Below are 22,479 nucleotides of genomic sequence, written 5' to 3'. Positions count from 1 at the left end.
TCCTAAATTTAATATCTCTGGAAAGGTACGTAGCCAGCCAGCGCCGTCTCTTGGCTGTCCGTATTGGTGAGGCTGATACGGTCGCCCGCCCTGGCTGTCCCCCCAAGAATCCGGACGATGAATTGAAGGTCCTCCGGGCAGACAATGGTGGCTGTTTGCTGCCCGTTGGAGAGCAGTGTGACAGTTTCAACCACTCCAAAATCGATGTCATCTTCGATGAAGGAGGTGTCGGAGCAGTTGGAGCAGATGAGCCGGAACGGGAAGTAGGCAGCCCGGCAATTGGCGCATCTTTGGAATACGGCACTCATTCGGCGGCCTCCAACACTGTCATGTTTGCGCAGGCGCCGTAGCGGTACAACACCATGCCGTACCCGCTTACTGCGGCAAGTCTCGCTTGCACCTGCCTGGCTCCTCCTTGACCCCGCAACTGCCGTGTGGCCTCGACCAGGCCATGCATTCCGCCAGCTGATCCCGCCTGACCGGCGGAGAGCTGCCCTCCTGAAGTGTTAAGGGCGAGTTCCCTGGATTGAATCCGGGCCCGGATAAAGTCCGGGATGTCCGCGCCATCAGTAATGGCTCCCATGTCCGCGAGCTGCGCGACGACCATGGCGGGATAGTCGTCGTAGACACTAATGACATCCATATCCTGCGGAGAGACACCTGCCCTCTCCCACGCCAACGGTGCGCAAATCCGCAGACCGGTGACCAGACCGTCACCCTTCTGGTGGTCCGAATTATAGGACGCAGTGGTTGAAAGAACTCTCACCCGGCGGCGCCCACTTGCTCTTTCATCTGCAACCAGCACAATCGCATCGGCACCGGTAACGGGGGGTACACAGTCAAAGCGGCCCAGGGGCGTTGCGACCATCGGCGCATCGAGGTACTGCTCAAGCGTCAGCTTCGCTCGATAGACCGCCCCTGGATTCAGAGCCGCCCATTGCCGCTGGGCCACGGCAATGCGTCCATAGTCCTCCCGAGTCAGACCAAACTTCTCCATCTGGCGGGTAGTCAGCATGGCAAAAAGCGCGTTGGGACCTGACATCGGCAACGGGGTCAAATGGTCAGCCGTGGCCCGGTTGTACTTCGCAACGAGGTTGGCGAAGGCGCCATGGTCCATGAGATCGCCCGCAGCGAGTACAACAACCGAGGCATCGCCCGCTTCGATTGCGTGGACTGCGTGCTGCAGCATGTTCCCGGCGCTGGCACCACCGTTGGTATCTTGCATGAGCCACGTCAGCTTCAGACCCATTCTCCATGCGAGGTCGATAGCGTGGTCTGGGTCCAAGGTAAAGCTAGAGACTGCGAAACCGTCGACGTCGTTGGGGGAAAGCCCGGCATCTTTGAGCGCGCGGCTCACCGCGTCAACGAGTGTGCCCGATGTTGTGGTCCCCGGTTGTGGATGCCGCGTGTACGGAGATTCGCCGGCGCCGATGATGGATACTGCCATGTCTGGTTCTCTTCTGTTCAGTTGGGTGGAGCCCACGGAGTGCCACAGTGGGGGCTCCACTCGGAATGGACGAGGCTAGCGGCGGCCGACTCTAATGTCGTCGATGTGCTTTTGGGTATCCGTAGGGGATGTTCGGTGCTGGCCTACGTTCCTGGAAAAGGCCAACGCAATCAGTGTGATGGCAGCGAGGCCGATCGCGTACAGGGCAACCGGCGTTGAGCTGTTGTAGGTCAGCAGGAGTGCGGTAGCGATGAATGGTGCCAGTCCGCCGGCAAAAACAGCTGCTACTTCGTGGCCCAGTGCCATTCCTGAATAGCGGACTTCGGGGCTGAACAGTTCGTGGAAGAAGGCGGGCTGGGCCCCGATCATCGCGGCGTGGCAAATTCCGTTTCCGATGAAGTAGGCGAGAACAATAAGGCCTGGCGAGTTCGAGTCGATGAGCCAGAAGAAGGGGAAGGCCATGAGTGCCAGTGCGGTGGCCCCAATTGCGTAGACTTTTCGGCGGCCGATCTTGTCGGATAGATGCCCAAAGAAAATGATGGTGCAGAACGCAAACAGCATCGAGAGCATGACGCCCAACAGCAGCGTTCCCCGTTCGACTCCCACATGCACACCGTAAACAAGGGAGAATGACAGCAGCAGATAGGAGCCACCGTTTTCTGCCATCCGGAGCCCCATGGCGACCAGGATTTCCTTGGGGTGTGTCCGCAGTGCCGCCAGTACCGGCAACGCCGCCCGTTCGCCGTCGTTCTTGACCTGTTCGAATTCTTTGGTCTCCGGCAAGCGGAACCGGATGTACATTCCCACGCCGAACAACAGGATGCTCAAGAGGAACGGCAAGCGCCAGCCCCACGCCAGGAATTGTTCCTCTGGAAGTAGCTGGGCGAGATAGAAAGCTGCCGAGGCGAGGACAAATCCGAGGGTAACGCCGCCCTGGCTGAAGGCCGAAAACAAGCCGCGGCGCTTATCCGATGAGTTTTCGCTGATGATCAGAACGCCGCCGCCCCACTCACCGCCGGCAGCGATGCCTTGGAGAACACGCAGAACGACCAGCAATATGGGGGCCCAGATGCCTACCTGCTGGTACGTGGGCAGCAGGCCCATCAGGAAGGTGGCTATACCCATGATGGTCAGGGTCAACACCAGGGCCGTTTTCCGGCTCACCCGGTCACCGATGTGACCGAAGAGAATCCCGCCAAAAGGACGGGCAGCGAACCCAACCGCGAAGCCTACGAAGGCTCCCAAAGTACCAACAAGCGGGTCAGTGCCGGCCGGGAAGAACAGTTTTCCGAATACGATGGCAGCCGCCGTCGCATAGAGGAAGAAGTCGTACCATTCGAGCGAATTCCCGATGAGGGATGCAACGATATAGCGCTTAATTCCATGGCTTTTGGCGTCGCTGGCGCCTGGGGCTTTTTGTGACATGAGCGTCTCCTGGGAAAAAGGGGGGGGTTAGGGGCGAAGATCCACGACAGCGGGGATCCTTCGGGTCAGCCATCAAGCACTGGCCGGTGTTTCGTTGAAGGTCCGGACGTCAGCGTCGACGTCCATCCCGAGAAATTTTTGTGCGTTACTGCTCAGGATTTGACTCTGTTGTTCTTGAGTCAAGAAGGCAGACTTTCTGATGAGGTTTCCCGCGGGCCTTTCGCCCAAGGGGTAGGGGAAATCGGATCCCAGCATGATGTGCTCGCTTCCCATGACGTCGGTAAGTAGCCGCAAGGAGGCGTCATTGAAAACTACTGAGTCCACGCTGAACCGGTTCAGGTAGTGAGATGGTGGGAACTCGGATGTGGCGATGAGGTCCGGACGCTGGTGCCAGGCATTGTCCATGCGCCCTACCCAGTAGGGAAAGGAGCCACCTCCATGTGCAAAGCACAGGCGTAGGTGGGCGGGGAGTCTGTCGAAGCCACCGCCGAGGATGAGCGACAGTATGGACAAGTGTGTTTCCCCGGGCATGCCCACTAACCAACGCGCCATCCATCGATCGAGCCGGGGTGAAGTGGGCATGTCCCAAGGGTGCACAAAAACGGCGGCGTTCCGGTCTGCGCAGTGTTGCAGGAAGGTGATGATGCCTTCATCGTCCAGGTCACGGTCGCCCACGTGGTTGCCGATTTCAACGCCTACGTGGCCGTTCTCCAGTGACCGGTCAAGTTCACGGCACGCAGCATCCGTGTCCTGCAGTGGCACCTGGCAGAAAGGGATGAGGCGTTGGGGTGCTGGATCACAGACCTCCAACGCCAGATCATTGAAGATCCGGCTCACTTTGACCGCTTCTTTTGGATCGCGGGCGTAGGAGAAGAACACTGGGGTGGGTGAGACAACCTGTACGTCCACACCGTCCGCATCCATGGCGGCGAGCCGCTCTTCTGCGGCCCAGGCATTCGAGCGGAGGGGCCGGAATTCAGCGGAGCCCAGCATGAGCATCGCTTCCCGTTCCGAATCGCTGCGAAGCCACGGCCAAGGCCCGTTTGCGCCAGTTTCCTGGGCAAGGTCGGGCCACCCGTTCGGCACGTAGTGGGTGTGGATGTCGATGGTTGGTGAAGGGTTGGTCACAGGGATCTTTTCCTTAGATGCGTTTTCAGGAGAGGTTGCTTAGCCCCGGCCGGGGTGGACAGCCCCGCAGTTCTTGCACGTGCGCGCGGAAACGTCGCTGGCGTAGAACTTCTCGAATACGGGCGGCAGGTCTTCCACGATGTCCCGGACCTGGAGTTCGACCTCGTGAATGAGGTCGAAACACTCAAGGCAGTACCACTGGAACTTCTCCGTGGTTCCTTCCTCCCGGATGCGCTCAATCACGATGCCGATGGACCCGGCTTCGGGTCGCTGGGGTGAGTGGGGGATGTTGCCCGAGAGCAGCCACATCTCGCCCTCCCGGACGTCTACCCGCTTGATGCCTTCGTCTGTGACGACGTTGACATGCATGTTGCCCTTTACTTGGTAGAACCACTCCTCGTAGGGATCGACGTGGAAATCGGTGCGCTGGTTCGGGCCGCCGACCACCTGGACGATGAAGTCATCGACCTGGGTCCACATTGCTTTGTTGTTTACCGGCGGCTTCAGTGAGGCCTCGTTTTCGGCCAGCCACTGCTGGAAGTTGAAAACGGGAAGGATGCTTGTTTTGTTGGTGCTTGTGGTCATTGTCCTGCTCCTTGTTGTTCCAGTTGTTGTGTTGATGTTGTCGGCGGTTGCCTCCTGTGGGCTATCGCCTGGATTTCGATGAGAAGGTGTGGATGTGGAAGTTGGTGGACGGCGACGGTGGTGCGGGCCGGCCCGTCCTCGTCGAAATACTGTCCGTACACTTCGTTGTAGCCGCCAAAGTCATTCATGTTGACGAGGAAAGCAGTGACTTGAACGACGTCGTCGAGAGAGGCGCCGACGCTCTGGAGAATGCGTCCAATGTTCTCGATGACCGCTTGGGTCTGCGCACGAATGTCGAGGTTCGTGGTGCCCAGTTCGTCTGCTTCAACACCAACGAAGGTGTTGTCCGGTCGTCTGCTGCTTGTCCCGGAAACGTAGATCACGTCACCGGCAGTCTTGACGTGGGGAAAGCGGCCACGGGGCTTTGCCATGTCCCCTACAAGTTTCGCCCCGCTCATGCGTCAGCTCCTGCCGTCTCCAGTTCAACGCTGCCAATACCGGCGACGATGGCCGTGATGGTGGACCCTGGTGAGAGTGGAACGGCAGCAGTTGCTGCGCCTGCCAGCAGTACTGCACCGGCCGGGAGCCCGGCTCCGTGGCGGCGGTACATCCGGGCAAACTCCCGCAGTGCGTTCAGGGGGTCACCGAGGATAGCCGAAGTGGTCCCTGTTTCGGTGATGGATCCGTCGACAAGCAGTGTTACCGTCCGGCCGGCAAGATCGTCCGTAAAGGTAACCCACTCGCCCAGGACGTAGCGACTAGCCGAGGTATTGTCAGCAACGACGTCAGCGAGACTGAACGAGAAGTTGAGATAGCGCGAATCGATGATCTCAAGCGCGGGTGCCACTGCGTCCACGCTTGCAATGATCTGCTCCTCCGATGCATCTGGCGGGACGGCCTGGCCGAAGCGGAAGGCGACTTCGGGTTCAACGCGTGGGTGAACGGACCCGTCAAGCCGAAGCCGGTCGCCGTTGTGCACTTCCATGGTCGAGGTGAGGAATCCAACGATTACTTCCTTCACGCCCATCTGCGCCATCTTCGCCTCGCTGGTGAACCCCAGCTTCGCGCCCGTAAGGTGCTCTCCCCGCGCCAAGCGAAGGTCCCGCAATTCGGCCTGTACCTCATAGGCAGCGTCAAGCGACAGCACGTCGCCGAATTGATTTATGGCGATACCTTTACGTTCGGCCTGATCGAGTCTGCGCGCTATCTCGCTGATTGGTGGGGCTGGGTGGGTTGCGGTCATCGTGTTGCCTCGCTCAGGTTTACGCACACGTTGGTGGGTTGGGTATAAAAGTGGAGTGAGTGGGTACCGCCTTCGCGGCCGATACCGGACAGACCGGCCCCGCCGAAGGGTGAGCGCAGGTCGCGAAGGAACCAGGTGTTGACCCATGTAATTCCGGTGTTCATGCGGCCAGCAACCCGGTGTCCTCTCTCCAGATTGGTGGTCCAAACAGAAGCAGCCAGGCCGTACTTGGTGTCGTTGGCCAGGCGCACGGCCTCTTCCTCGTTGTCGAAGGGAATCAGGCCCGCGACGGGGCCGAAGACTTCTTCGCGCATCACGGGTGCGTCGTGACTGAGCCCGGTCCAGAGTGTCGGTTCAATCCAAGCGCCACCACTGAGTTCGTGGCCCAGATTGGGGATCCCACCGCCCACAATCGCCTCACCGCCTAGCTGCTTAGCGCGTTCGAGGTATGAGAGAACTTTTTGCCTGTGAGTAAGGGAGATCAGTGGTCCGGTGGTGGTCCGGGGATCCATGGGCTGACCGAGCGTCAGGCCTCTGGCGCGCTCAGAAAGTCCAGCTACGACATCGTCAAAGATGGGACGCTGGATGTAGACCCGCTCGGTGCAGAGGCAGACTTGCCCGGTGTTGGTGAAGATCGACCGGGTGAGCCCGTCCACAGCAGCTTCGAGGTCCGCGTCTGCGAAAACAAGTGCAGCATTCTTACCGCCGAGTTCAAAAGAGACCGGGCGGACGTTGGACGCCGCCGCGTGCATGATGGCCGAACCAGTGGACGACTCCCCTGTAAAGGTGATTCCGTCGATGCCTTCATGCGTGGTGAGGAATTCGCCAGCCGATCCTGGACCAAAGCCGTGGATCAGGTTGAACACGCCATCGGGTACGCCGGCCTCGGCCATGATCTCAGCCAGGAGGGTCGCGGACGACGGCGTTTCCTCCGATGGCTTGACGATCACCACGTTGCCGCAGGCGATTGCGGGAGCCACTTTCCAGGTCAACAGCAACAGAGGCAGGTTCCACGGCACTACTACGGCGACTACGCCCAGCGGCCGGCGCAAAGCGTAGTTCAGGGCCCGTCGGCCGTCGGGAAGTTCGGTGAGGAAGGAGTCCAGGCCTTCGGCGGCGATGATGTCTGCAAACGCGCGGAAGTTGGCTGCTGCACGGGCTACGTCGAGGTCCCTGGCAAGTGCTTCCGGTTTGCCGGTATCGGCGATTTCGGCGGCGAGCAGATCGTCGAATCGTGCTTCGATGCGATCCGCGATACGCCGCAGCAGGGCTGCGCGTTCATTGACTGTGGAACTCCCCCAGCGGCCTTGCAGTGCGCTCCGACCGGCCTTAACCGCCATGTCAATAGTGCCGCGGTCGGCCTCGGCAACGTGGGCGACAACGCTGCCATCGACGGGGCTGATCTTTTCAAAAGTCTTGTCGGCGGCGTCAAGGAAGGCTCCGCCGACGAAGTTACGCAGAGTAGGAATCGCCATGATGGGTGCTTCTCCCGGTTCGTCGGTGTGGGTTGTATCACCAGTCTGCTAGACGCAAACCATGTCCGTCGAATGCCTTTTCGGGTGCAAGCCATGTCCATATGGGCATATCATCATCGGCATGGACATCAGAACCTTACTGAATGGCCCCCTGAAGATCCGTCATCTGGTCTTGGTCTTAGCTATCGCCGATCACGGGACAATCGTCAGCGCCGCCAGACACCTGTACATCACGCAGCCCGCGGTCAGCCGCGGTTTGCGCGAAGTTGAGGATGCCCTCGGGGCGCCTCTTTTCGAAAGGGGCGCCCGCGGGGTCCGCCCCACACCATTTGCCGAAGTCTTCATCAGTCACGCACGGGCAGTGGTCGGCCACCTCCAGCAAGCGACCCAGCACATAGCAGAGCTGGCGGACGCCAGCGCCGGCTCAGTGACCATCGGCACGTATGTCGCAGGAGGCAACCTGCTGCTGCCCAAAGCGATTGCGCGGCTAAAGCAACAAAGGCCACATGTCAGCGTCCACGTCCACGAAGCAACTCCTGATCGATTGACCAACGGACTGGTCGCGGGAGAAATCGACATAGTCGTTGGGCGCCTTACCCCGCATCCTGACGTTCCTGAATTGCAGCAGGCGGCGCTGTACCATGAGCCCTTCGAGGTCGTGGCACGACATGGTCATCCTGTTTTTGAGCGGGGCGAGACCGCCTTGAACCAATTACGGAACTACCCGTGGGTCATGCCGGTAGCGCAGACGGCACTGCGCGGGGAACTCGAGAGCGCCTTTGCCCGTGAACGCCTGGAACTTCCCGAACAACAGGTAGATTGCTCCTCTACCATGACGCTTCGTGCCATCGTCGCCGAAACGGACTTTCTTGCGCTCCAGCCGCGCACTATCGGCACCGCCGATCCCCTGCTTCGCATTGTCGGAGCGAGAATCAAAGGCATCAGTCAGACGGTTGGCGTGACCACTTTGCAGGACAGGCTGCCGAGCCCGGCAGTGGTGTTGATGCTGCGCTGTTTTGAACAAGTAGCTGTCGAAATCCGGAAGACCCTTTCGGCTTCCTGATGGCGTGACCTCATCCGCAGCTATGCCTTATTCAGGCTCCCTGACTGAAATAGGCATTAGCCAGACGAGCCCGTCGCAGGCAGCATTTTCGTATAGAGCTTCCAGCAACCAGAACCAGAGGTACCAATCAGATGCGTGTTTTTGAAAAAGTGGCCGAAACGCTGATAGGGCTTGGCGTCCGCCAAGTCTTTGGTGTTGTCGGCAGCGGCAACTATGACGTGACCAAGGCCCTCATTGCCGGCGGCGCCACGTACGTGGCGGCGCGTCACGAGGGTGGAGCCGCGTCTATGGCGGACGCCTTTGGACGAGTAGGCAGCTCAGTCCCTGTAATCTCCTTGCACCAGGGATGCGGGCTGACAAATGCCATTACCGGCATCGCGGAAGCCGCGAAATCCGGCACACCAATGCTGATTCTCGCCGCCGAAGTTGCGTCGTCGGCTATTCATTCCAATTTCCGCATCGAGCAGAGCCATCTGGTTGAATCCGTTGGAGCCGCCAGCTTCCGTATCTCCGGGGAGACTGCCGCCCGGGACGTTGCCCTTGCCTACAGGACGGCAGTAACGCGCCGCATTCCTGTGCTGATCAATCTCCCTTTGGACATCCAAAACTCCGAAACCACCGAAGAGTATGCTGCCTCAGTTGCCAGCGGGGCCTCCCTTTCAACGGTGGCCGCACCAGTTGCCGAAGACATCAGCCACCTGGCCGACCTCATCGAGCGGTCGAATCGTCCCGTCATCATCGCCGGCCGCGGAGGGCGCGGTGCCGGACCTCAGCTCCGCGATCTTGCGGAGGTTTCGGGAGCTCTTTTGGCAACCTCGGCGGTCGCACGCGGGCTGTTCAATGACGATCCGTTCTATCTGGACATTTCCGGTGGCTTCAGTACACCGCTGGCGGCTCGCACCATCCAGGACTCCGACCTCATCATCTCCTTTGGTTCTGCATTGAACATGTGGACCATGCGGCACGGCGAACTCATTGGCCCGGCCACCACTGTGGTGCAGGTAGACGTTGATCCACTGGCACCCGGCAAGCACCGGCCCGTGGATTTCGGCGTCTTGGGCGACGCAGGGCTTACGGCAGCAGCAACAGCCAGCGAGCTCCGCAGCCGCGGTTTCTCCCGTGTTGGCTACCGAACCGAAGAGATCGCACAAGCCATCAAATCCGAAGGCCGATGGCAGGACGTCCCTTACGAGGACTTGGGCGATGGAGAGCGCATCGATCCCCGGACCCTCACCATCGCTTTGGACGGGATGCTCGACAAGGAAAGGGTGGTGGCCGTCGATTCGGGCAACTTCCTCGGATATCCCAGCGCCTTCCTTGATATTCCTGACGAGAACGGGCTCGTCTTCAGCCAGGCCTTCCAATGTGTGGGGCTGGGTCTGGCCAGTGCAATCGGGGCAGCATACGCACAGCCGGACAGGCTCCCGGTCCTCGGCACCGGAGACGGCGGCGCCCTGATGGCGGCAGCGGAGATGGAGTCCGTTGTGAGGCTGGGTATCCCGCTGGTGGTCATCGTCTACAACGACTCTGCTTACGGAGCGGAAGTACACCACTTCGGCGAGGACGATGACGCTCTGGGGCTTATTACTTTTCCCGACACCGACTTCGCAGCCATCGCGCGCGGTTACGGCTTTGCAGCTCAGACCGTGCGGAATCCCGAGGATTTGGAGCCGGTGCGTCAGTGGCTCGACGGAAGCCGTGACAAGCCGCTGCTCATCGATGCAAAGACCGTCAGCTTCGCGTCCTGGTGGCTTGAGGAAGCATTCAAGGGCCACTAATGCCGATTAAAGCCACTAAGGAAGGGCACCACATTGAGCACACAGGCATCACACATATGACCAACACAACACCAACGCCGGATGTGCTGGCCAACCTGATTGAAGGCCTTGCCCAGGGAAGCATCCGCGTCATCGACCTGACAACGCCCTTGACCCCTGAAACTCCGGCCCTGCGCTTGCCGGCACCTCTGTCCAACGTCATCGATCTCAGTCTCGAAGAGGTCGCGGCATACGACGAACGCGGACCGATGTGGGCGCACAACAACATTCACGTGGGCGAACATTTTGGCACTCACGTTGACGCGCCCATCCACTGGGTCAGTGGGAGGGAAGGACGGGACATTTCACAACTGCCACCCGAAAGACTCGTCGGCCCCGCCGTTGTGATCGATGCGACCGCTGAAGCCGCTGCAGACCCCGATTTCCTGCTTGAGGTCCGCCACATCAAGGCTTGGGAAGCCCGGTACGGCAAGTTGCCCAAGGGTGCATGGCTGCTTTACCGCACAGGATGGGATGCTTTCGGACACAACGAAGCTCTTTTCCTCAATGCTGACGAATCGGGTCCTCATACACCCGGCGTCTCTGCAGAGTGCGCGCATTGGCTCGCTGAGGAGACCGACATTGCCGGCTTTGGTGTCGAAACCGTTGGGATCGACGCCGGTGCAGGCATCAGCTTGGAGCCGCCTTTCCCCATGCATCATTTCCTTCTCGGAAACGACAAATACGGGGTCACATCCCTGAAAAACCTGCACCAGTTACCGGCCGCAGGCGCTTTCATCGTCGTCACTCCCCTACCCATCGTGGGCGGAACGGCGAGTCCGGCCCGTGTCCTGGCGTTCATTGAAGAGTCCAGGCACGGAGCAACTGCCAAGGACGGCCCAATCGAAGGAGAATGATCTCTTGATTCATGTGGAAGGCGCCGGCGGGCTTCATGCAAGGGCAATTCGATGATGCTATATCCCGCATCTGAGTGGCACCGCTTGGACGGGGTCCCCGTAGAGATAAGGCAGCGGGGAGCGTTGGTCCGCGCTGGAACGGTGGAAGCCGTAATGCCCGATTCAAGCATGATCTGGGTGGCAGCGGACGGGCCTTACGGGCGTGAATTGTTCCTGGCCGCGGACAACTACGAGGTTTGGCTCGAACCAGGCCAGCTCGTCGGCGAGCTTCGATACCGAATGACCGATGACAATCTTTATCCGCCCAGATGGCGAGATCGGCCCCAGCGGCGGGGCGCCATTGCGTCCGTGCTGACTTTGCCGAGTGATCCCAACCAAGACCACGGAGGACAATCATGACCGAACGCAATATCAACGCCCGGGCAGAGAAATTGAAGGCTCTGCATGAGGCACCGGAAATCCTGAGTGTGGTTAACGTGTGGGACGCCATCAGCGCCTCGACCATTGCAGCGGTGCCCGAAACCAAGGCCATTGCCACCGCCGGGCACTCGATTGCCGCCGCGTATGGTTACGCCGATGGAACCATACCGCTGGACGTCGCGCTGGATGGGGTGAAAAGGATCGTCAACGCGGTTGACCTTCCGGTCACCGCAGACCTCGACGACGGCTATGAAGACCCAGCCGAAACCATCCGCCGGGCGATTGGCATCGGCGTCGTGGGCGCCAACGTCGAAGACCGCCTGCGTCCTTTCGATGAAGCTGTCGCCCGGGTGAAGGCGATCGTCGACGCCGCGAACGGCGAAGGCATCCCGTTCCAGCTGAACGCGCGCACCGACGCCATTGCCAAGGGCGGCGACCGCCCGATCAAGGACAGCATTGAGGACGCCATTGCCCGTGGGCGCGCCTTCCTGGATGCAGGAGCAGCGATGGTGTTTGTCCCTCGTGCCCTTACACGCGACGTTATTGAGCCGCTCGTCGCAGGCCTCGGACACGGCAAATTGTCCGTGATCGGCGCACCAGGAGCGCTTACCGCAGCGGAACTCCAGGAACTCGGCGTTGCACGCGTTTCCTACGGCCCCTTTCCCCAGCGGGTCGCCTTGCGCGCCCTTCAAGATCTCGCCGCCGATCTCTACGGTTCCGGCGTCATCCCCCAAGACACCCCGGCCCTGAACTAAACCAAACCAACCGGTCCTGCATCACGGGCGGGACCGGTCAGGGGGTCGGATCGCATCTCGAAAGCTGCCGCCTCCTCATGCCGGGGACGGGCTTCTATTTACACGGAAAGCTAAATGGCCTTCATCTGTCTAAACGCCCCGCGGGCCATATCTCGCAACCCAATCCAGGACGTCCAGGATGCCCATCTTCAGCGTGGCTACTCCATACCAGGCGACATCGATCAGTTCCCGCCTGTGACTGTCAGTTCAGAATGGCGGATTTCCACCAGGCGGCTGGCGGCTTTGACTCCCGATTGAGCAACCCCTCACAAGACATGCTTCAGGACATTGAGCGTTCGAGGCGACGGATGGTTGTGATCTTAGAATTCACGAAGCAAGGGCACGAGGAAGTTAAGTCGATGTCAGTAAGTCTGCGTGATTTGTCCGCTGAAGGTAGTCGATGACAGCATCACGACTCTTTTCCAGGCACACGATTCTGTTCTCCACAACGCGTAGTTCTTGAGCAAGCTCCTCCGCCAGAGCCCGATTGCCCACTGTGGAATGACGTTGGGTTGCTGGAGTTTCGATATTCAGCACGATCTTGATCATCCTCGTCGACAGGCCGGCCGCTATAAGAGCCCGGACGTGACGGGCATGCTCGATCTGCTCTTCAGAGTACTCGCGGTACCCGTTGGTCGAACGGGATGCCTGGATGAGCCCCTGTTGCTCGTAGTAGCGGAGCATTCGAGTTTGGACACCCAGTTCCCTGGCGACATCACCAATCTTCAACGTGAACACCTCTTCGCTTCGACCACAGACTTGACCTTGACACTAATGTCAAAGTTTACGCTAACTTTCATACCGCCCGCTGATCCGCTCTTACGCGGGTCTCATCGGTCACGGGAAGAGAGACAACCAGTCTCTCGCATGAAATGGAGGACAGGTGCACCGTCGCGCACGTCAGATGTGCGCAACGTGAGCGTTCGGGGTTTAGCGCTCGAACGCTGCATACGCGTGACGGCGTCCTCCACATGAGCAATGGCTGTACGAAGCGTGAATACAAGTAAGGACTCTGCGCTAATGACAAACGAAATTCCGTCCGCCCGCTCGCGGGACATCCTCATCATCGGAGCGGGAGAACTCGGCATGCCCGTCCTGCGCAATGTGGCACGCCGGGCACGGGACGTGGACGGCTCATCCGTCAGTGTGCTCCTGCGGGCGAGTGCTATCGAATCCGTTGCGACGGATAAGCAGCGCGATCTCGCCGAGCTCCGAAACCTGGGCGTAAGGATTGTCCAGGGCGACCTGGTCAAGAACACGGTCGATGAACTTGCGACGATCTTCGCAAACTACGACACCGTGATCGGTTGCACGGGCATCACTGCCGGACTTGAAACGCCTATGAAGGTTGCACAGGCCGCTCTTCAAGCGAAACTTCCGCGCTACTTCCCCTGGCAGTTCGGTGTTGATTTCGACGTGATCGGCCGGGGAAGTCCCCAGGACATCTTCGACTCGCAGCTGGACGTGCGGGATCTGCTCAGGTCCCAGAACGAGACCGAGTGGGTGATCATCTCCACCGGAATGTTCATGAACTACCTCTTCGAGCCAGGCTCCGGGATGGTCGACCTCCCTAACAACACTGTCAACGCCTTGGGCAGCGTTGACACAGCTGTCACCGTAACGACCCCCGAAGACATTGGCGTACTCACGGCCGAGATCCTCTTTGCTGAACCACGTATCCGCAACGAGATCGTCTACCTTGCCGGTGACACCATCACCTACGTTGACTTGGCGCGGACCCTTGAATCCGTGCTTGAGCGTCCGTTCCGGGTCGTGGAATGGACAGTGCCTTTCCTGCTGGACGAGCTGGCCAACGACCCGGACAATATGACACGAAAATACCGCGCCGTCTTTGCCCAGGGCCGAGGAGTGGCCTGGCCAAAGGACGACACCTTCAACGCGAGGCACTCAATTCCGGTCACCACCCTGACCGAGTGGATCAAGGACAACATCGCAGCCTGACAGCAAGACGGACTGGCAGATGCTGCCCCCTATTGCCCCGGGTCTGGGCTGCCTATTTGGGGCGGCCCAGACCCGGGGCAAACAGTTCGCACCAATTGGCTCAGTTTGCAGGGCCCGTGAAGTCCGAACTTCGGCTGGTTATCTGCTATCCGACTCGTGGAGCGAGTTGTCGCGGCCATCAACTGCACGACCTGAGCTATGTCGACGTGGTGGGATTTTTCATACCGATTCACCCGAAGCGACGTCGTGACCCTGCTGGGCGGGCCACTGAGCAAGCTCGACTTATCCAGCTTCCAGCGCTCAAGGCCGATGTACTTCAGCAGAGTTGGCTGCAGGGCAGTTCTGGACGTAGGGCCCCGACGGACGTTTTGGCGTCGACAATGTCCACGCCCCCCTTGGCCTTACTAGGCTCGCGATCAGTCAAGGCTCTGAGCTACAGCACTCATGGTCGATTCCCGAGCACCGAGATCGCATCCAGGCCGCATTGCTCGGCCAACATGTGAAGATCCGTAAGAGTCTGTTTCGGAAGGACCAATCCACCCTGCTCGCGGTGCAGGACGTCATTGCGGTCCTCTATTTCCCCGGGGTAGAAGATCTCTGAAGCGCCCTGGGCCAAAGGCGTGGCCTTGACGTCCTCGATCAGTTCGGCCACTTTGGCCTGGAAGTCTTCCGGGGATCCGAGCGTCGCGACATCGATGGCAATGAACATGTGCCCGCACCCGCTGGCCTTGTCCGCCATGTAGGGGCCATTGACCCCTTTGCCGACCTGGCTGCCCGTGAGGGCACCGGAGAGGATGTCCATCATGAAGGAGATGGCGTATCCCTTGTGGCCGGCCATCGGCAGGATGACTCCGTCCACGGCTGCGGCCGCGTCCGTTGTCCGGGCACCTTCCGGGGTGAGCGCCCAGCCGTCAGGGATAGTTTCGCCGCGCTGGCGGGCCAAGTAGATCTTGCCGCGTGCCACGGCGGTGTTGGCGATATCGACGGCGACGGCGGAATCACCGTAGGGTGCGGCAATCGACCAGGGGTTGGTGCCGATCAGCTTTTCCCGCCCACCCCAGGGTGCCATTGCCGGGGAGGCATTGGTGGTCAGGATTGCAACACACCCATCTGCGGCAGCCCGACGCGTGTAGTACATCGCCGTGCCGAAGTGGTTCGAGTTCCGGACTCCGACGGCACCGACGCCGTGGGCCTTGGCGCGGGCCACGGCTTCGGTGCGGGCGCGTTCGGTAAGGACCTGGCCAATGCCGTCTTTGCCGTCCAGAAGCAGCAGGGCTCCGGTGTCTACCAGGGTTTCGGGTGCTGTTACCGCTTTCATCGCGCCTTGGCGGATCCGCTCCACATACCAAGGGAGGCGGAGAACGCCATGGGATTGATGGCCCCAGAGGTCCGACTGCACCAGGCTGTCGGCGACAAGATTGGCGTCCTCCTGGGGAACTCCGTGGGCGCGGAGGATGTCGGCGGCAAGACCGACGATTTGCTGAGGGATCAAGTCCTGGCTGACCTTCGGTTGCGTAACCGGCATTGGTTTGTCCTTTCACGTGGCAGACGACCGCTCCATTGTCGACTCGTCTAGATGTACACATCTATGTATACAATAACACGAACAACCATCATGCAGAAGGAGAAATCCATGTTCAGTCTCTGGGTAACACTGGAAGTCACCCCCGGTGGGCGCGAGGAATTCCTGGCGGCGATCGCCGAGAATGCGCGTGCGTCAGTGCGGGATGAGGAGGGCTGTTGCCGGTTTGATGTCATCGAACTGGGAGACATCGGGTCTAACCGGTTCGCGTTCTACGAGGTGTATCGCGACAAGGATGCGTTTGACAACGAGCACAAGAGGGCGCCACATTATTTCGCCTACCGTGACGTATCAGCAAGGGTTGTTGTTCCGGGCAGCCAGGTCAATATTGGTGGCGGATTGCTGAATACCTTCACCTGGGTGGAATAGGCCCTAGGAGACCAAGTCAATGTCCCGGCCGCGGTTGTCACGCCCGGACAGCAACGCCTTGAAAATTGCCTCGTCCACGTGGACCAGATGAAGCCGCAGCGCGTCGGCAGCGGCGTCAGCGCCTCCGTCGACAATTGCCTGGCACATAGCACGATGCTCCGCGATGGCATCCAGCAGGCGGCCTCGATCCGCATGGGCGATGCGTCGCAGCCGCGCCGTGTGCGGCCTCAGCTCCCGGATGGCGCGGGAGAGATGCGCATTGGGTGTGCATTCAATGAGGGTCGTATCGAAAACCTCGGCCAGTTGCCGATACTCGGCAATGAAGGCATCAGTGGGTTCTTTGGTTGCCAGCTCCGCGAAGCGTGATTCAATCTCGGCAAATCGGGAGCCGATGGAAGGATTCTGCGAAGCTTCCTCGACGACCATGCGGATGGCCGCCGGTTCCAGCACGCGGCGATAGTCGAACAGCTCGCGGACGCTTCCCAACGAGATGCGCGCGACGGTGGCGCCCACGCGAGGGGCAATGTTGACCAAGCCCTCGGCAGCCAGACGGCGCAGCGCCTCACGGACCGGGGTTCGAGACGCTCCGGTGTGTTCCACCAGCATAAATTCCGTCAACGCCTGACCTGGCTCGAAGTCGCCGTTCTCGATCTCGGCTTTGAGTCGAAGGTAAACGGCCTCGGTCTTGCCCAGAGGCTTCGCATCAATTTGCACCATGCATCTCAGTATAGATCCCACCCTGCGTACGCACTTGTGTACCGGATTGTATACATGTAATCTCGTGTGTGTGCCCAGTCACTTCCACCGCTCGGTGGGTCCCCCTTTTGAAGTTAGTAAGGAGCGATGATGCTCGTAGCACTCGGCTTTCTGATGATTGCCTTATTCATGTATCTGGTCATGGCAAAGAAGGCCACGCCCATTGCCACGCTGATCCTGGTGCCCCTCGCCTTCGGCCTGTTCGCAGGCGCCGGCCTGGGGATCGGGGACATGGTCATGGAATCCGTGGGAAAGCTCGCCCCCACGGCTGCGCTGTTGTTCTTCGCCATCATTTTCTTCGGAACGATGATCGACGTTGGGCTCTTTGACCCCCTGATCCGCGCGATCTTGAAATTTGCCGGCAACGACCCGATGAAGCTGGTCATCGGCACCGCTCTCCTGACTACCATCGTGTCCCTGGACGGTGACGGGTCAACGACGTTCATCATCGTCACATCCGCTTTCCTGCCGCTCTACCTGCGGCTGGGCATGAGCCCGGTGGTGCTGACCGTTGTCGCAGCAATGTCCAACGGTGTGCTGAATACTGTTCCTTGGGGCGGGTCAACTTCCCGTGCAGCTGCCGCCCTCGGCGTCTCCCCCATCGACATCTTCGTCCCGATGATCCCCTCCATCATCGCCGGCCTCGCAGCCGTACTGGTCCTCGCCTACCTGCTGGGCCGCAGCGAACGTAAGCGCATCGGCGAAGTGTTCCTCGATGACAACCGCGGCGTCCTCGGCACCCGCACCGTTGAACGCGAGAGCGTTCTGATAGCAGCCGACGGCGGAGAGTCACGCGGATCCCGCACGGAAGGTTCCACCCACGGCAGCCACGGAGACGAAGGATCCTCGGTCATCATTGCCAACGACTTCTCCGCGTCCTTTAGCGAGGACGGTAAGTTCATCGAACGGCCCAACGCCAAGCCCAAACTCCTCTGGGTGAACTTCATCCTCACCATCGCGGTCATGGTCACCCTCGTCATGGACATCCTCGCCCCGGCTCTGATCTTCATGGTCGCCGTCGGTATCGCCCTGGTGATCAACTTCCCCCGCGTGACCGAACAGTCCGCGCAGATCAAGGCCCACGCCTCCTCCGTCATCTCCGTGGTCGGCATGGTCTTCGCAGCCTCGGTCCTCACCGGCGTTATGAACGGCACCGGCATGGTCAAGGCCATGGCGGGCTGGCTCGTCCAAATCATCCCGGATTTCATGGGCCCATTCATGGCCGTCATCGCCGGCATCCTCAGCATCCCGCTGACGTTCATCATGACCAACGACGCCTTCTACTTCGGTGTCCTGCCGATCCTCTCCGAAACCGCCGGCCACTTCGGCATCGAACCAGTCGAAATGGCCCGGGCCTCCCTCGTCGGCCAGGCACTGCACCAGTCCAGCCCACTCGTTGCATCCTTCCTGCTCCTCATCGGACTGGCCAACGTCAACCTCGGTGATCACTTCAAGAAGGTCATCTGGCGCGGCCTCATCGTCGCCCTCATCATGCTCCTGGTCGGCGGCCTCCTCGGCGCCTACCCACTGTTCTAGAACACCTAACCAGAAGGAAAACCTAAACCATGATTGCCACCATCAATCCGGTGACCGGTGAAACCACGGCCACTTTCCCAGCCCACACAACCGAACAGGTTGATGCCGTTCTTACCGCGGCCGTGTCGGCGCAGAAGCAGTGGCGCCTCGTGCCCGTCGAGGACCGGGTGCAGGTGCTGCGGAACACCGCGAAGGTGTTGCGCGAACGCAAGGCCGACTACGCCCGGCTCATCACGTTGGAAATGGGGAAGCCCGTCAGCGAGGCTGAAGCGGAAATCGAAAAGTGTGCGCTCACGGCCGAGTACTACGCCGAAACCGCGCCCGCGCACCTGGCTCCCGAGCAGATCGCTTCCTCAGCCGCCTCCAGTGGAGTCGTCTTCGACCCTCTCGGTGTGGTGCTGGCGATCATGCCTTGGAATTACCCGTTCTGGCAATTCTTCCGCTTCGTCCTCCCGGCCGTCGCCGCCGGTAATGGCGCGATCCTCAAACACGCAAACAACGTCCCGCAGGCAGCCCTTGCCGTTCAGGACATCATGGAACAGGCCGGACTCCCCGAAAGGTTGTTCGCCACCGTGCTGATCGAATCCTCCGAAGTTGCGGCCCTGATCGCTGACGACCGCATAGCGGCTGTGACGCTGACTGGCTCCACCCAGGTCGGTTCCATCGTGGCCTCCCAGGCCGGTGCCGCCCTGAAAAAGCAGGTCCTGGAACTCGGCGGCTCGGACCCGTTCATTGTCCTGGCCGACGCCGACGTCAGAGCAGCAGCAAAAACGGCTGTCAAAGCCCGGTTCACGAACAACGGCCAGTCCTGCGTGAACGCCAAGCGGTTCATCGTCGACGAGAAAATCGCTGATGAATTCGTGGCTGAGTTCACCGCCAACACAAAGGCCTTGGTCGTGGGGGATCCCACAGACCCGGCGACAACCATAGGCCCGATGGCAAGAGAAAATCTGCGCACCGAACTCCACGACCAGGTCACCCGCACCTTGGCCGGCGGTGGCCAGCTCGTGCTGGGCGGGAACGTCGTGGACGGACCCGGTTACTACTACGAGCCGACCATCATTGATCATGTCAAGCCCGGCCAGGCAGCGTTTGATGAGGAAACCTTCGGTCCCGTTGCCGCGATTATCCGGGTCTCCTCCACCGAGGAAGCCATCACCCTGGCGAACCAGTCCGAGTACGGCCTCGGCGCCGCGCTGTGGACGCAGGACACCGCCGCCGCCGCGGCGGAACTGCTCCCAAAGATCGACGCCGGTGCCGTGTTCATCAACGGCATGGTCGCCTCAGACCCCCGGCTGCCCTTTGGCGGAATCAAGAAGTCCGGTTACGGCCGCGAACTCGGTTCCTACGGCATCCGCGAATTTACCAACATGAAAACCTTCTGGACCGGCCCCGCCACCAACTAAGGACAGCAATGACCCGCATACCAACAGCCATTTCCTCCGTGGACGCCGTAATCCTCCGCCCCGAGGAACTGCCCCGCAAAGACCGCGGAAATGGCGCCTCCACTGTTCCCCTGGTCGGGGCACACTTGGGCTCCACCACGTTCCTGAACGGCATCACCACGTTCGCTCCCGGCGCCGCAATCGGCCACCACTCCCACAACTGCGTTGAATCCGTTGCCGTCATCGAAGGCACCGCCTACGTCGACATCGACGGCACGGAACACTACCTGGAGACCTACGACACCACCTTCGTGCCAGCGAACATCGTCCACCGGTTCAGGAACGCCTCCGAGACCGAGGAGATGAAAATCCTCTGGACCTACGCCTCCATCGACGCCACACGCACCATGGCCGGAACCACCGACACAACCCGCATCGACGAAGAACAAGCCAATCAACCGTCCCTGCAGGAACCGGCAACGGAAGGAGTCATCGCGTGATCCACGAAATCGCCACCCTCACCATCGAACCGGGGCACGAAGCAGCGTTCGAAGCCGCAGCCTCCCAGGCCGTACCACTGTTCCAAAAAACACCCGGCGCCCTAAGCTTCCGGCTGGACCGAACCATCGAAACCCCCAACGAATACACTCTCACCGTTGGGTGGGCGACACTCGAAGACCACATCGTAGGTTTCCGCGAATCCACCGAATTCCAACAATGGCGCGAACTCGTCGGTCCCCACTTCGCTGCCCCACCGCAGGTCAAGCACATCCAACACGCCTACCTCGGCTTCTAAGCAAGGTACACACAGCTGACCTGACAGGAGGGAAGGGCACTGCTCTCCGAGAACGGTCACCGCGACGGCGGCCTCCCACAGCGGAGGCCGCCATCGTGCTTAAGGAACAGAAGATTCCGCCGTGAGATAGAAAGAAGAATCCGAGAAATGGGTCCGAATCGGCGAACTGGTCGGCGACGATACGCTCAGCCGACCAACGCGTGAACTCCCAGTGCTCCCGCGGCCCCGGCAGGGACCGCAACCTGCGCCGAGATACTCCCCATTCATTCGTAGTCACGCGTCGATGTTGCCGACGAGACATCCCCCAGAGCACTCGATCGACCGAGGAGTCCTGAACACTCCCGTCGCCGTGGCCCTGCATATAGTGCGCCGGCGAATATGCGTCAAGTCGCCCTCGCCACTTACATGCGATGAGTAGATGAAGGCCGAACGAGAGGGCTGAGAATGGCTGTGATCATTCTCAATAAAGGAGATTTAAGTGTGGACAATGCACACCCCCCTTGGCCTGACAAAGCATCATCCTGGCCGGCTTCCTCACTCAAGTAACGAGCCAAAAACAAGAACTTTGACGCAGGATCTCGAAGTCATGTTGTCCTCGTTCCCCCTACCCATGAAGAGGTGTAGGCCACCACGACCTAACGGACACCAGGAGAGGAACGCATAGCCCCAGTTCAGAGCAAGCGGAGGGCCTACCAGCCACGGCCCTAAACCCGCTCCCCCGCAACTTAACAGGCGACCCGCGGCGCCAGGCACATCCCGCGGCCAGTGTCAGAGGGACCTGACCAACCAGAATGTACACCCGTTAAAGCAAAAACCCCCTCTGACGAGGGGGTTTGCTGTGCCCGAGGTGGGACTCGAACCCACACACCTTTCGATACTGCATTTTGAGTGCAGCGCGTCTGCCAATTCCGCCACTCGGGCGCGGATTACCGGGAAGTTAAATCTCGCTGACTGCTCACGTCTGTGAGCAACGCGATCCTTTCCCAGCACGCGAAATTACTATACATGCAGATAGGCTGATTCAAAGAACCGGGCGCGCTGATGCAACAAAAACCTGCCATCAAAGAGTCCACACTAAGATGGACATGAACCCGCCGAACCTTTTCAAGGAGATCCCGTGACCGAACAGACGGAGTCCACACCCACAGCCCAGCCGGCCCGACGCGTTGTCGTAGCCGAGGATGAGACCCTCATCCGCCTGGACATTATCGAGATTTTGAAGGGCGAGGGGTACGACGTCGTCGGCGAGGCAGACAACGGCGAGAAAGCTGTGCAGCTGGCCGAGGAACTGAAGCCTGACCTTGTCCTCATGGACGTGAAGATGCCCGTGATGGACGGCATTTCGGCGGCTGAGAAAATCGTCAAGGCACGCATCGCGCCTGTTGTCCTTCTGACTGCTTTCAGCCAGAAGGAACTGGTGGAGCGGGCACGCGACGCCGGTGCCATGGCTTACGTCGTCAAGCCGTTCTCCCCCGCGGACCTGATTCCGGCCATTGAGATCGCTCTCTCCCGCCACGAGGAAATCAAGGCGCTCGAGAACGAGGTTTCCGACCTCCAGGAGCAGTTCGCCACGCGCAAGCTTGTAGAGCGCGCCAAGAGCCTCCTGACCACCAAGATGGGCCTGACGGAGCCGGAAGCCTTCCGCTGGATCCAGAAGACCTCCATGGACCGCCGCCTCAGCATGCGTGAGGTTGCCGAAACCATCATCAACCAGGTCAACTAACGCAAGAACCACAACAACGACGGCGGCCGCTTACCTCCTGGGCGGTTTCTAGGAGTCGTTGCAACACCTGTTGGTTAGGTGGTTAGTAGTAAATCACGTAGGCGCTCGGCTGGGGT

22 protein-coding genes and 1 tRNA gene are annotated in these 22,479 nt (G+C 60.2%); 11 read left to right on the top strand and 12 right to left on the bottom strand.

The window, feature by feature from the left end; genetic code table 11:
* Positions 1 to 8: 8 nt before the first annotated feature.
* From WBN73_RS13755 to WBN73_RS13720, 8 genes are all read right to left on the bottom strand, one after another.
* The gene (locus tag WBN73_RS13755) at positions 9 to 308 is read right to left on the bottom strand and encodes a zinc ribbon domain-containing protein (protein ID WP_091466913.1); all 300 of its coding nucleotides are present in this window, start codon (positions 306 to 308) and stop codon (positions 9 to 11) included.
* Positions 305 to 1,447, bottom strand: coding sequence for a thiolase family protein (locus WBN73_RS13750; RefSeq protein ID WP_091466911.1), 1,143 nt, complete (start codon positions 1,445 to 1,447; stop codon positions 305 to 307). Before WBN73_RS13750 ends, WBN73_RS13755 begins: the two co-directional genes overlap by 4 nt.
* Before the next feature lie 75 nt (positions 1,448 to 1,522).
* Positions 1,523 to 2,872 carry an MFS transporter gene (locus WBN73_RS13745; RefSeq protein WP_091466909.1) on the bottom strand — a complete coding sequence of 450 codons (1,350 nt, stop codon included), beginning with the start codon at positions 2,870 to 2,872 and terminating at the stop codon, positions 1,523 to 1,525.
* Between the two features lie 72 nt (positions 2,873 to 2,944).
* Positions 2,945 to 4,000, bottom strand: coding sequence for an amidohydrolase family protein (locus WBN73_RS13740; RefSeq protein WP_091466908.1), 1,056 nt, complete (start codon positions 3,998 to 4,000; stop codon positions 2,945 to 2,947).
* A gap of 39 nt (positions 4,001 to 4,039) precedes the next feature.
* Positions 4,040 to 4,585 (bottom strand): 3-hydroxyanthranilate 3,4-dioxygenase, encoded by a 546-nt coding sequence (locus WBN73_RS13735; protein WP_337340648.1) that lies wholly within the window; start codon positions 4,583 to 4,585, stop codon positions 4,040 to 4,042.
* Positions 4,582 to 5,043, bottom strand: a complete 462-nt coding sequence (locus tag WBN73_RS13730; RefSeq protein WP_091466904.1) for a RidA family protein — start codon at positions 5,041 to 5,043, stop codon at positions 4,582 to 4,584. Before WBN73_RS13730 ends, WBN73_RS13735 begins: the two co-directional genes overlap by 4 nt.
* Complete coding sequence (locus tag WBN73_RS13725; RefSeq protein ID WP_091466902.1) at positions 5,040 to 5,828, bottom strand: 2-keto-4-pentenoate hydratase; 789 nt, start codon at positions 5,826 to 5,828, stop codon at positions 5,040 to 5,042. The genes WBN73_RS13730 and WBN73_RS13725 overlap by 4 nt, the downstream gene beginning before the upstream one ends.
* Positions 5,825 to 7,303: a 2-hydroxymuconic semialdehyde dehydrogenase gene (locus tag WBN73_RS13720; RefSeq protein WP_337340650.1), complete on the bottom strand. Its 1,479-nt coding sequence runs from the start codon at positions 7,301 to 7,303 to the stop codon at positions 5,825 to 5,827. Before WBN73_RS13720 ends, WBN73_RS13725 begins: the two co-directional genes overlap by 4 nt.
* A 121-nt stretch (positions 7,304 to 7,424) precedes the next feature.
* On the opposite strand from WBN73_RS13720, the gene WBN73_RS13715 reads away from it, so the two are divergent.
* The 4 genes from WBN73_RS13715 to WBN73_RS13700 all read left to right on the top strand — a co-directional run bounded on the left by WBN73_RS13715 (position 7,425) and on the right by WBN73_RS13700 (position 12,215).
* Positions 7,425 to 8,366: a LysR substrate-binding domain-containing protein gene (locus tag WBN73_RS13715; protein ID WP_166660246.1), complete on the top strand. Its 942-nt coding sequence runs from the start codon at positions 7,425 to 7,427 to the stop codon at positions 8,364 to 8,366.
* A 131-nt stretch (positions 8,367 to 8,497) separates the two neighbouring features.
* On the top strand, positions 8,498 to 10,144 hold the full coding sequence (locus WBN73_RS13710) for a thiamine pyrophosphate-binding protein (protein WP_139025158.1): 1,647 nt from the start codon (positions 8,498 to 8,500) through the stop codon (positions 10,142 to 10,144).
* Positions 10,145 to 10,200: 56 nt separating this feature from the next.
* Positions 10,201 to 11,040, top strand: a complete 840-nt coding sequence (locus WBN73_RS13705) for a cyclase family protein (RefSeq protein ID WP_091467656.1) — start codon at positions 10,201 to 10,203, stop codon at positions 11,038 to 11,040.
* 395 nt (positions 11,041 to 11,435) lie between these two features.
* Entirely contained in the window at positions 11,436 to 12,215 is a 780-nt protein-coding gene (locus WBN73_RS13700; protein ID WP_091466898.1) for an isocitrate lyase/PEP mutase family protein, read from the top strand.
* 390 nt (positions 12,216 to 12,605) lie between these two features.
* Here the strand turns inward: WBN73_RS13700 and WBN73_RS13695 are convergent, their stop codons facing one another.
* Positions 12,606 to 12,983, bottom strand: a complete 378-nt coding sequence (locus WBN73_RS13695) for a MerR family transcriptional regulator (protein WP_091467654.1) — start codon at positions 12,981 to 12,983, stop codon at positions 12,606 to 12,608.
* A gap of 291 nt (positions 12,984 to 13,274) precedes the next feature.
* Here WBN73_RS13695 and WBN73_RS13690 point away from each other — a divergent pair, with 291 nt between their 5' ends.
* On the top strand, positions 13,275 to 14,216 hold the full coding sequence (locus tag WBN73_RS13690) for an aromatic alcohol reductase (RefSeq protein ID WP_091466897.1): 942 nt from the start codon (positions 13,275 to 13,277) through the stop codon (positions 14,214 to 14,216).
* A gap of 442 nt (positions 14,217 to 14,658) precedes the next feature.
* Here WBN73_RS13690 and WBN73_RS13685 read toward each other — a convergent pair whose 3' ends face one another.
* A complete protein-coding gene (locus WBN73_RS13685) occupies positions 14,659 to 15,741 on the bottom strand; it encodes an Ldh family oxidoreductase (protein WP_306840845.1) in 1,083 nt (360 codons plus the stop codon).
* A 108-nt stretch (positions 15,742 to 15,849) separates the two neighbouring features.
* Between WBN73_RS13685 and WBN73_RS13680 the strand changes: the two genes are divergently transcribed.
* Complete coding sequence (locus WBN73_RS13680) at positions 15,850 to 16,167, top strand: putative quinol monooxygenase (RefSeq protein ID WP_091466894.1); 318 nt, start codon at positions 15,850 to 15,852, stop codon at positions 16,165 to 16,167.
* A 3-nt stretch (positions 16,168 to 16,170) separates the two neighbouring features.
* Here the strand turns inward: WBN73_RS13680 and WBN73_RS13675 are convergent, their stop codons facing one another.
* Positions 16,171 to 16,884: a GntR family transcriptional regulator gene (locus tag WBN73_RS13675; protein ID WP_091466893.1), complete on the bottom strand. Its 714-nt coding sequence runs from the start codon at positions 16,882 to 16,884 to the stop codon at positions 16,171 to 16,173.
* Positions 16,885 to 17,013: 129 nt separating this feature from the next.
* Here WBN73_RS13675 and WBN73_RS13670 point away from each other — a divergent pair, with 129 nt between their 5' ends.
* The 4 genes from WBN73_RS13670 to WBN73_RS13655 are packed head-to-tail and all read left to right on the top strand — an operon-like array spanning position 17,014 to position 20,640.
* The gene (locus WBN73_RS13670) at positions 17,014 to 18,459 is read left to right on the top strand and encodes a CitMHS family transporter (RefSeq protein ID WP_091466891.1); all 1,446 of its coding nucleotides are present in this window, start codon (positions 17,014 to 17,016) and stop codon (positions 18,457 to 18,459) included.
* Positions 18,460 to 18,488: 29 nt separating this feature from the next.
* On the top strand, positions 18,489 to 19,865 hold the full coding sequence (locus WBN73_RS13665; RefSeq protein ID WP_091466889.1) for an NAD-dependent succinate-semialdehyde dehydrogenase: 1,377 nt from the start codon (positions 18,489 to 18,491) through the stop codon (positions 19,863 to 19,865).
* A gap of 8 nt (positions 19,866 to 19,873) precedes the next feature.
* Complete coding sequence (locus tag WBN73_RS13660; protein WP_091466888.1) at positions 19,874 to 20,344, top strand: cupin domain-containing protein; 471 nt, start codon at positions 19,874 to 19,876, stop codon at positions 20,342 to 20,344.
* Positions 20,341 to 20,640, top strand: coding sequence for an antibiotic biosynthesis monooxygenase family protein (locus WBN73_RS13655; RefSeq protein ID WP_091466886.1), 300 nt, complete (start codon positions 20,341 to 20,343; stop codon positions 20,638 to 20,640). Before WBN73_RS13660 ends, WBN73_RS13655 begins: the two co-directional genes overlap by 4 nt.
* 839 nt (positions 20,641 to 21,479) lie before the next feature.
* Here WBN73_RS13655 and WBN73_RS13650 read toward each other — a convergent pair.
* A tRNA-Leu gene (locus WBN73_RS13650) sits at positions 21,480 to 21,561 on the bottom strand.
* A gap of 196 nt (positions 21,562 to 21,757) precedes the next feature.
* Here WBN73_RS13650 and WBN73_RS13645 point away from each other — a divergent pair.
* A complete protein-coding gene (locus tag WBN73_RS13645; RefSeq protein WP_026540371.1) occupies positions 21,758 to 22,363 on the top strand; it encodes an ANTAR domain-containing response regulator in 606 nt (201 codons plus the stop codon).
* Positions 22,364 to 22,479 lie beyond the last annotated feature (116 nt).

The sequence above is a fragment of the Paenarthrobacter sp. CCNWLY172 genome (assembly GCF_037402035.1).
Taxonomy (GTDB): domain Bacteria; phylum Actinomycetota; class Actinomycetes; order Actinomycetales; family Micrococcaceae; genus Arthrobacter.
Note: the sequence above shows the minus strand (reverse complement) of the source record. Positions and strands in the feature narration are given on the sequence as shown.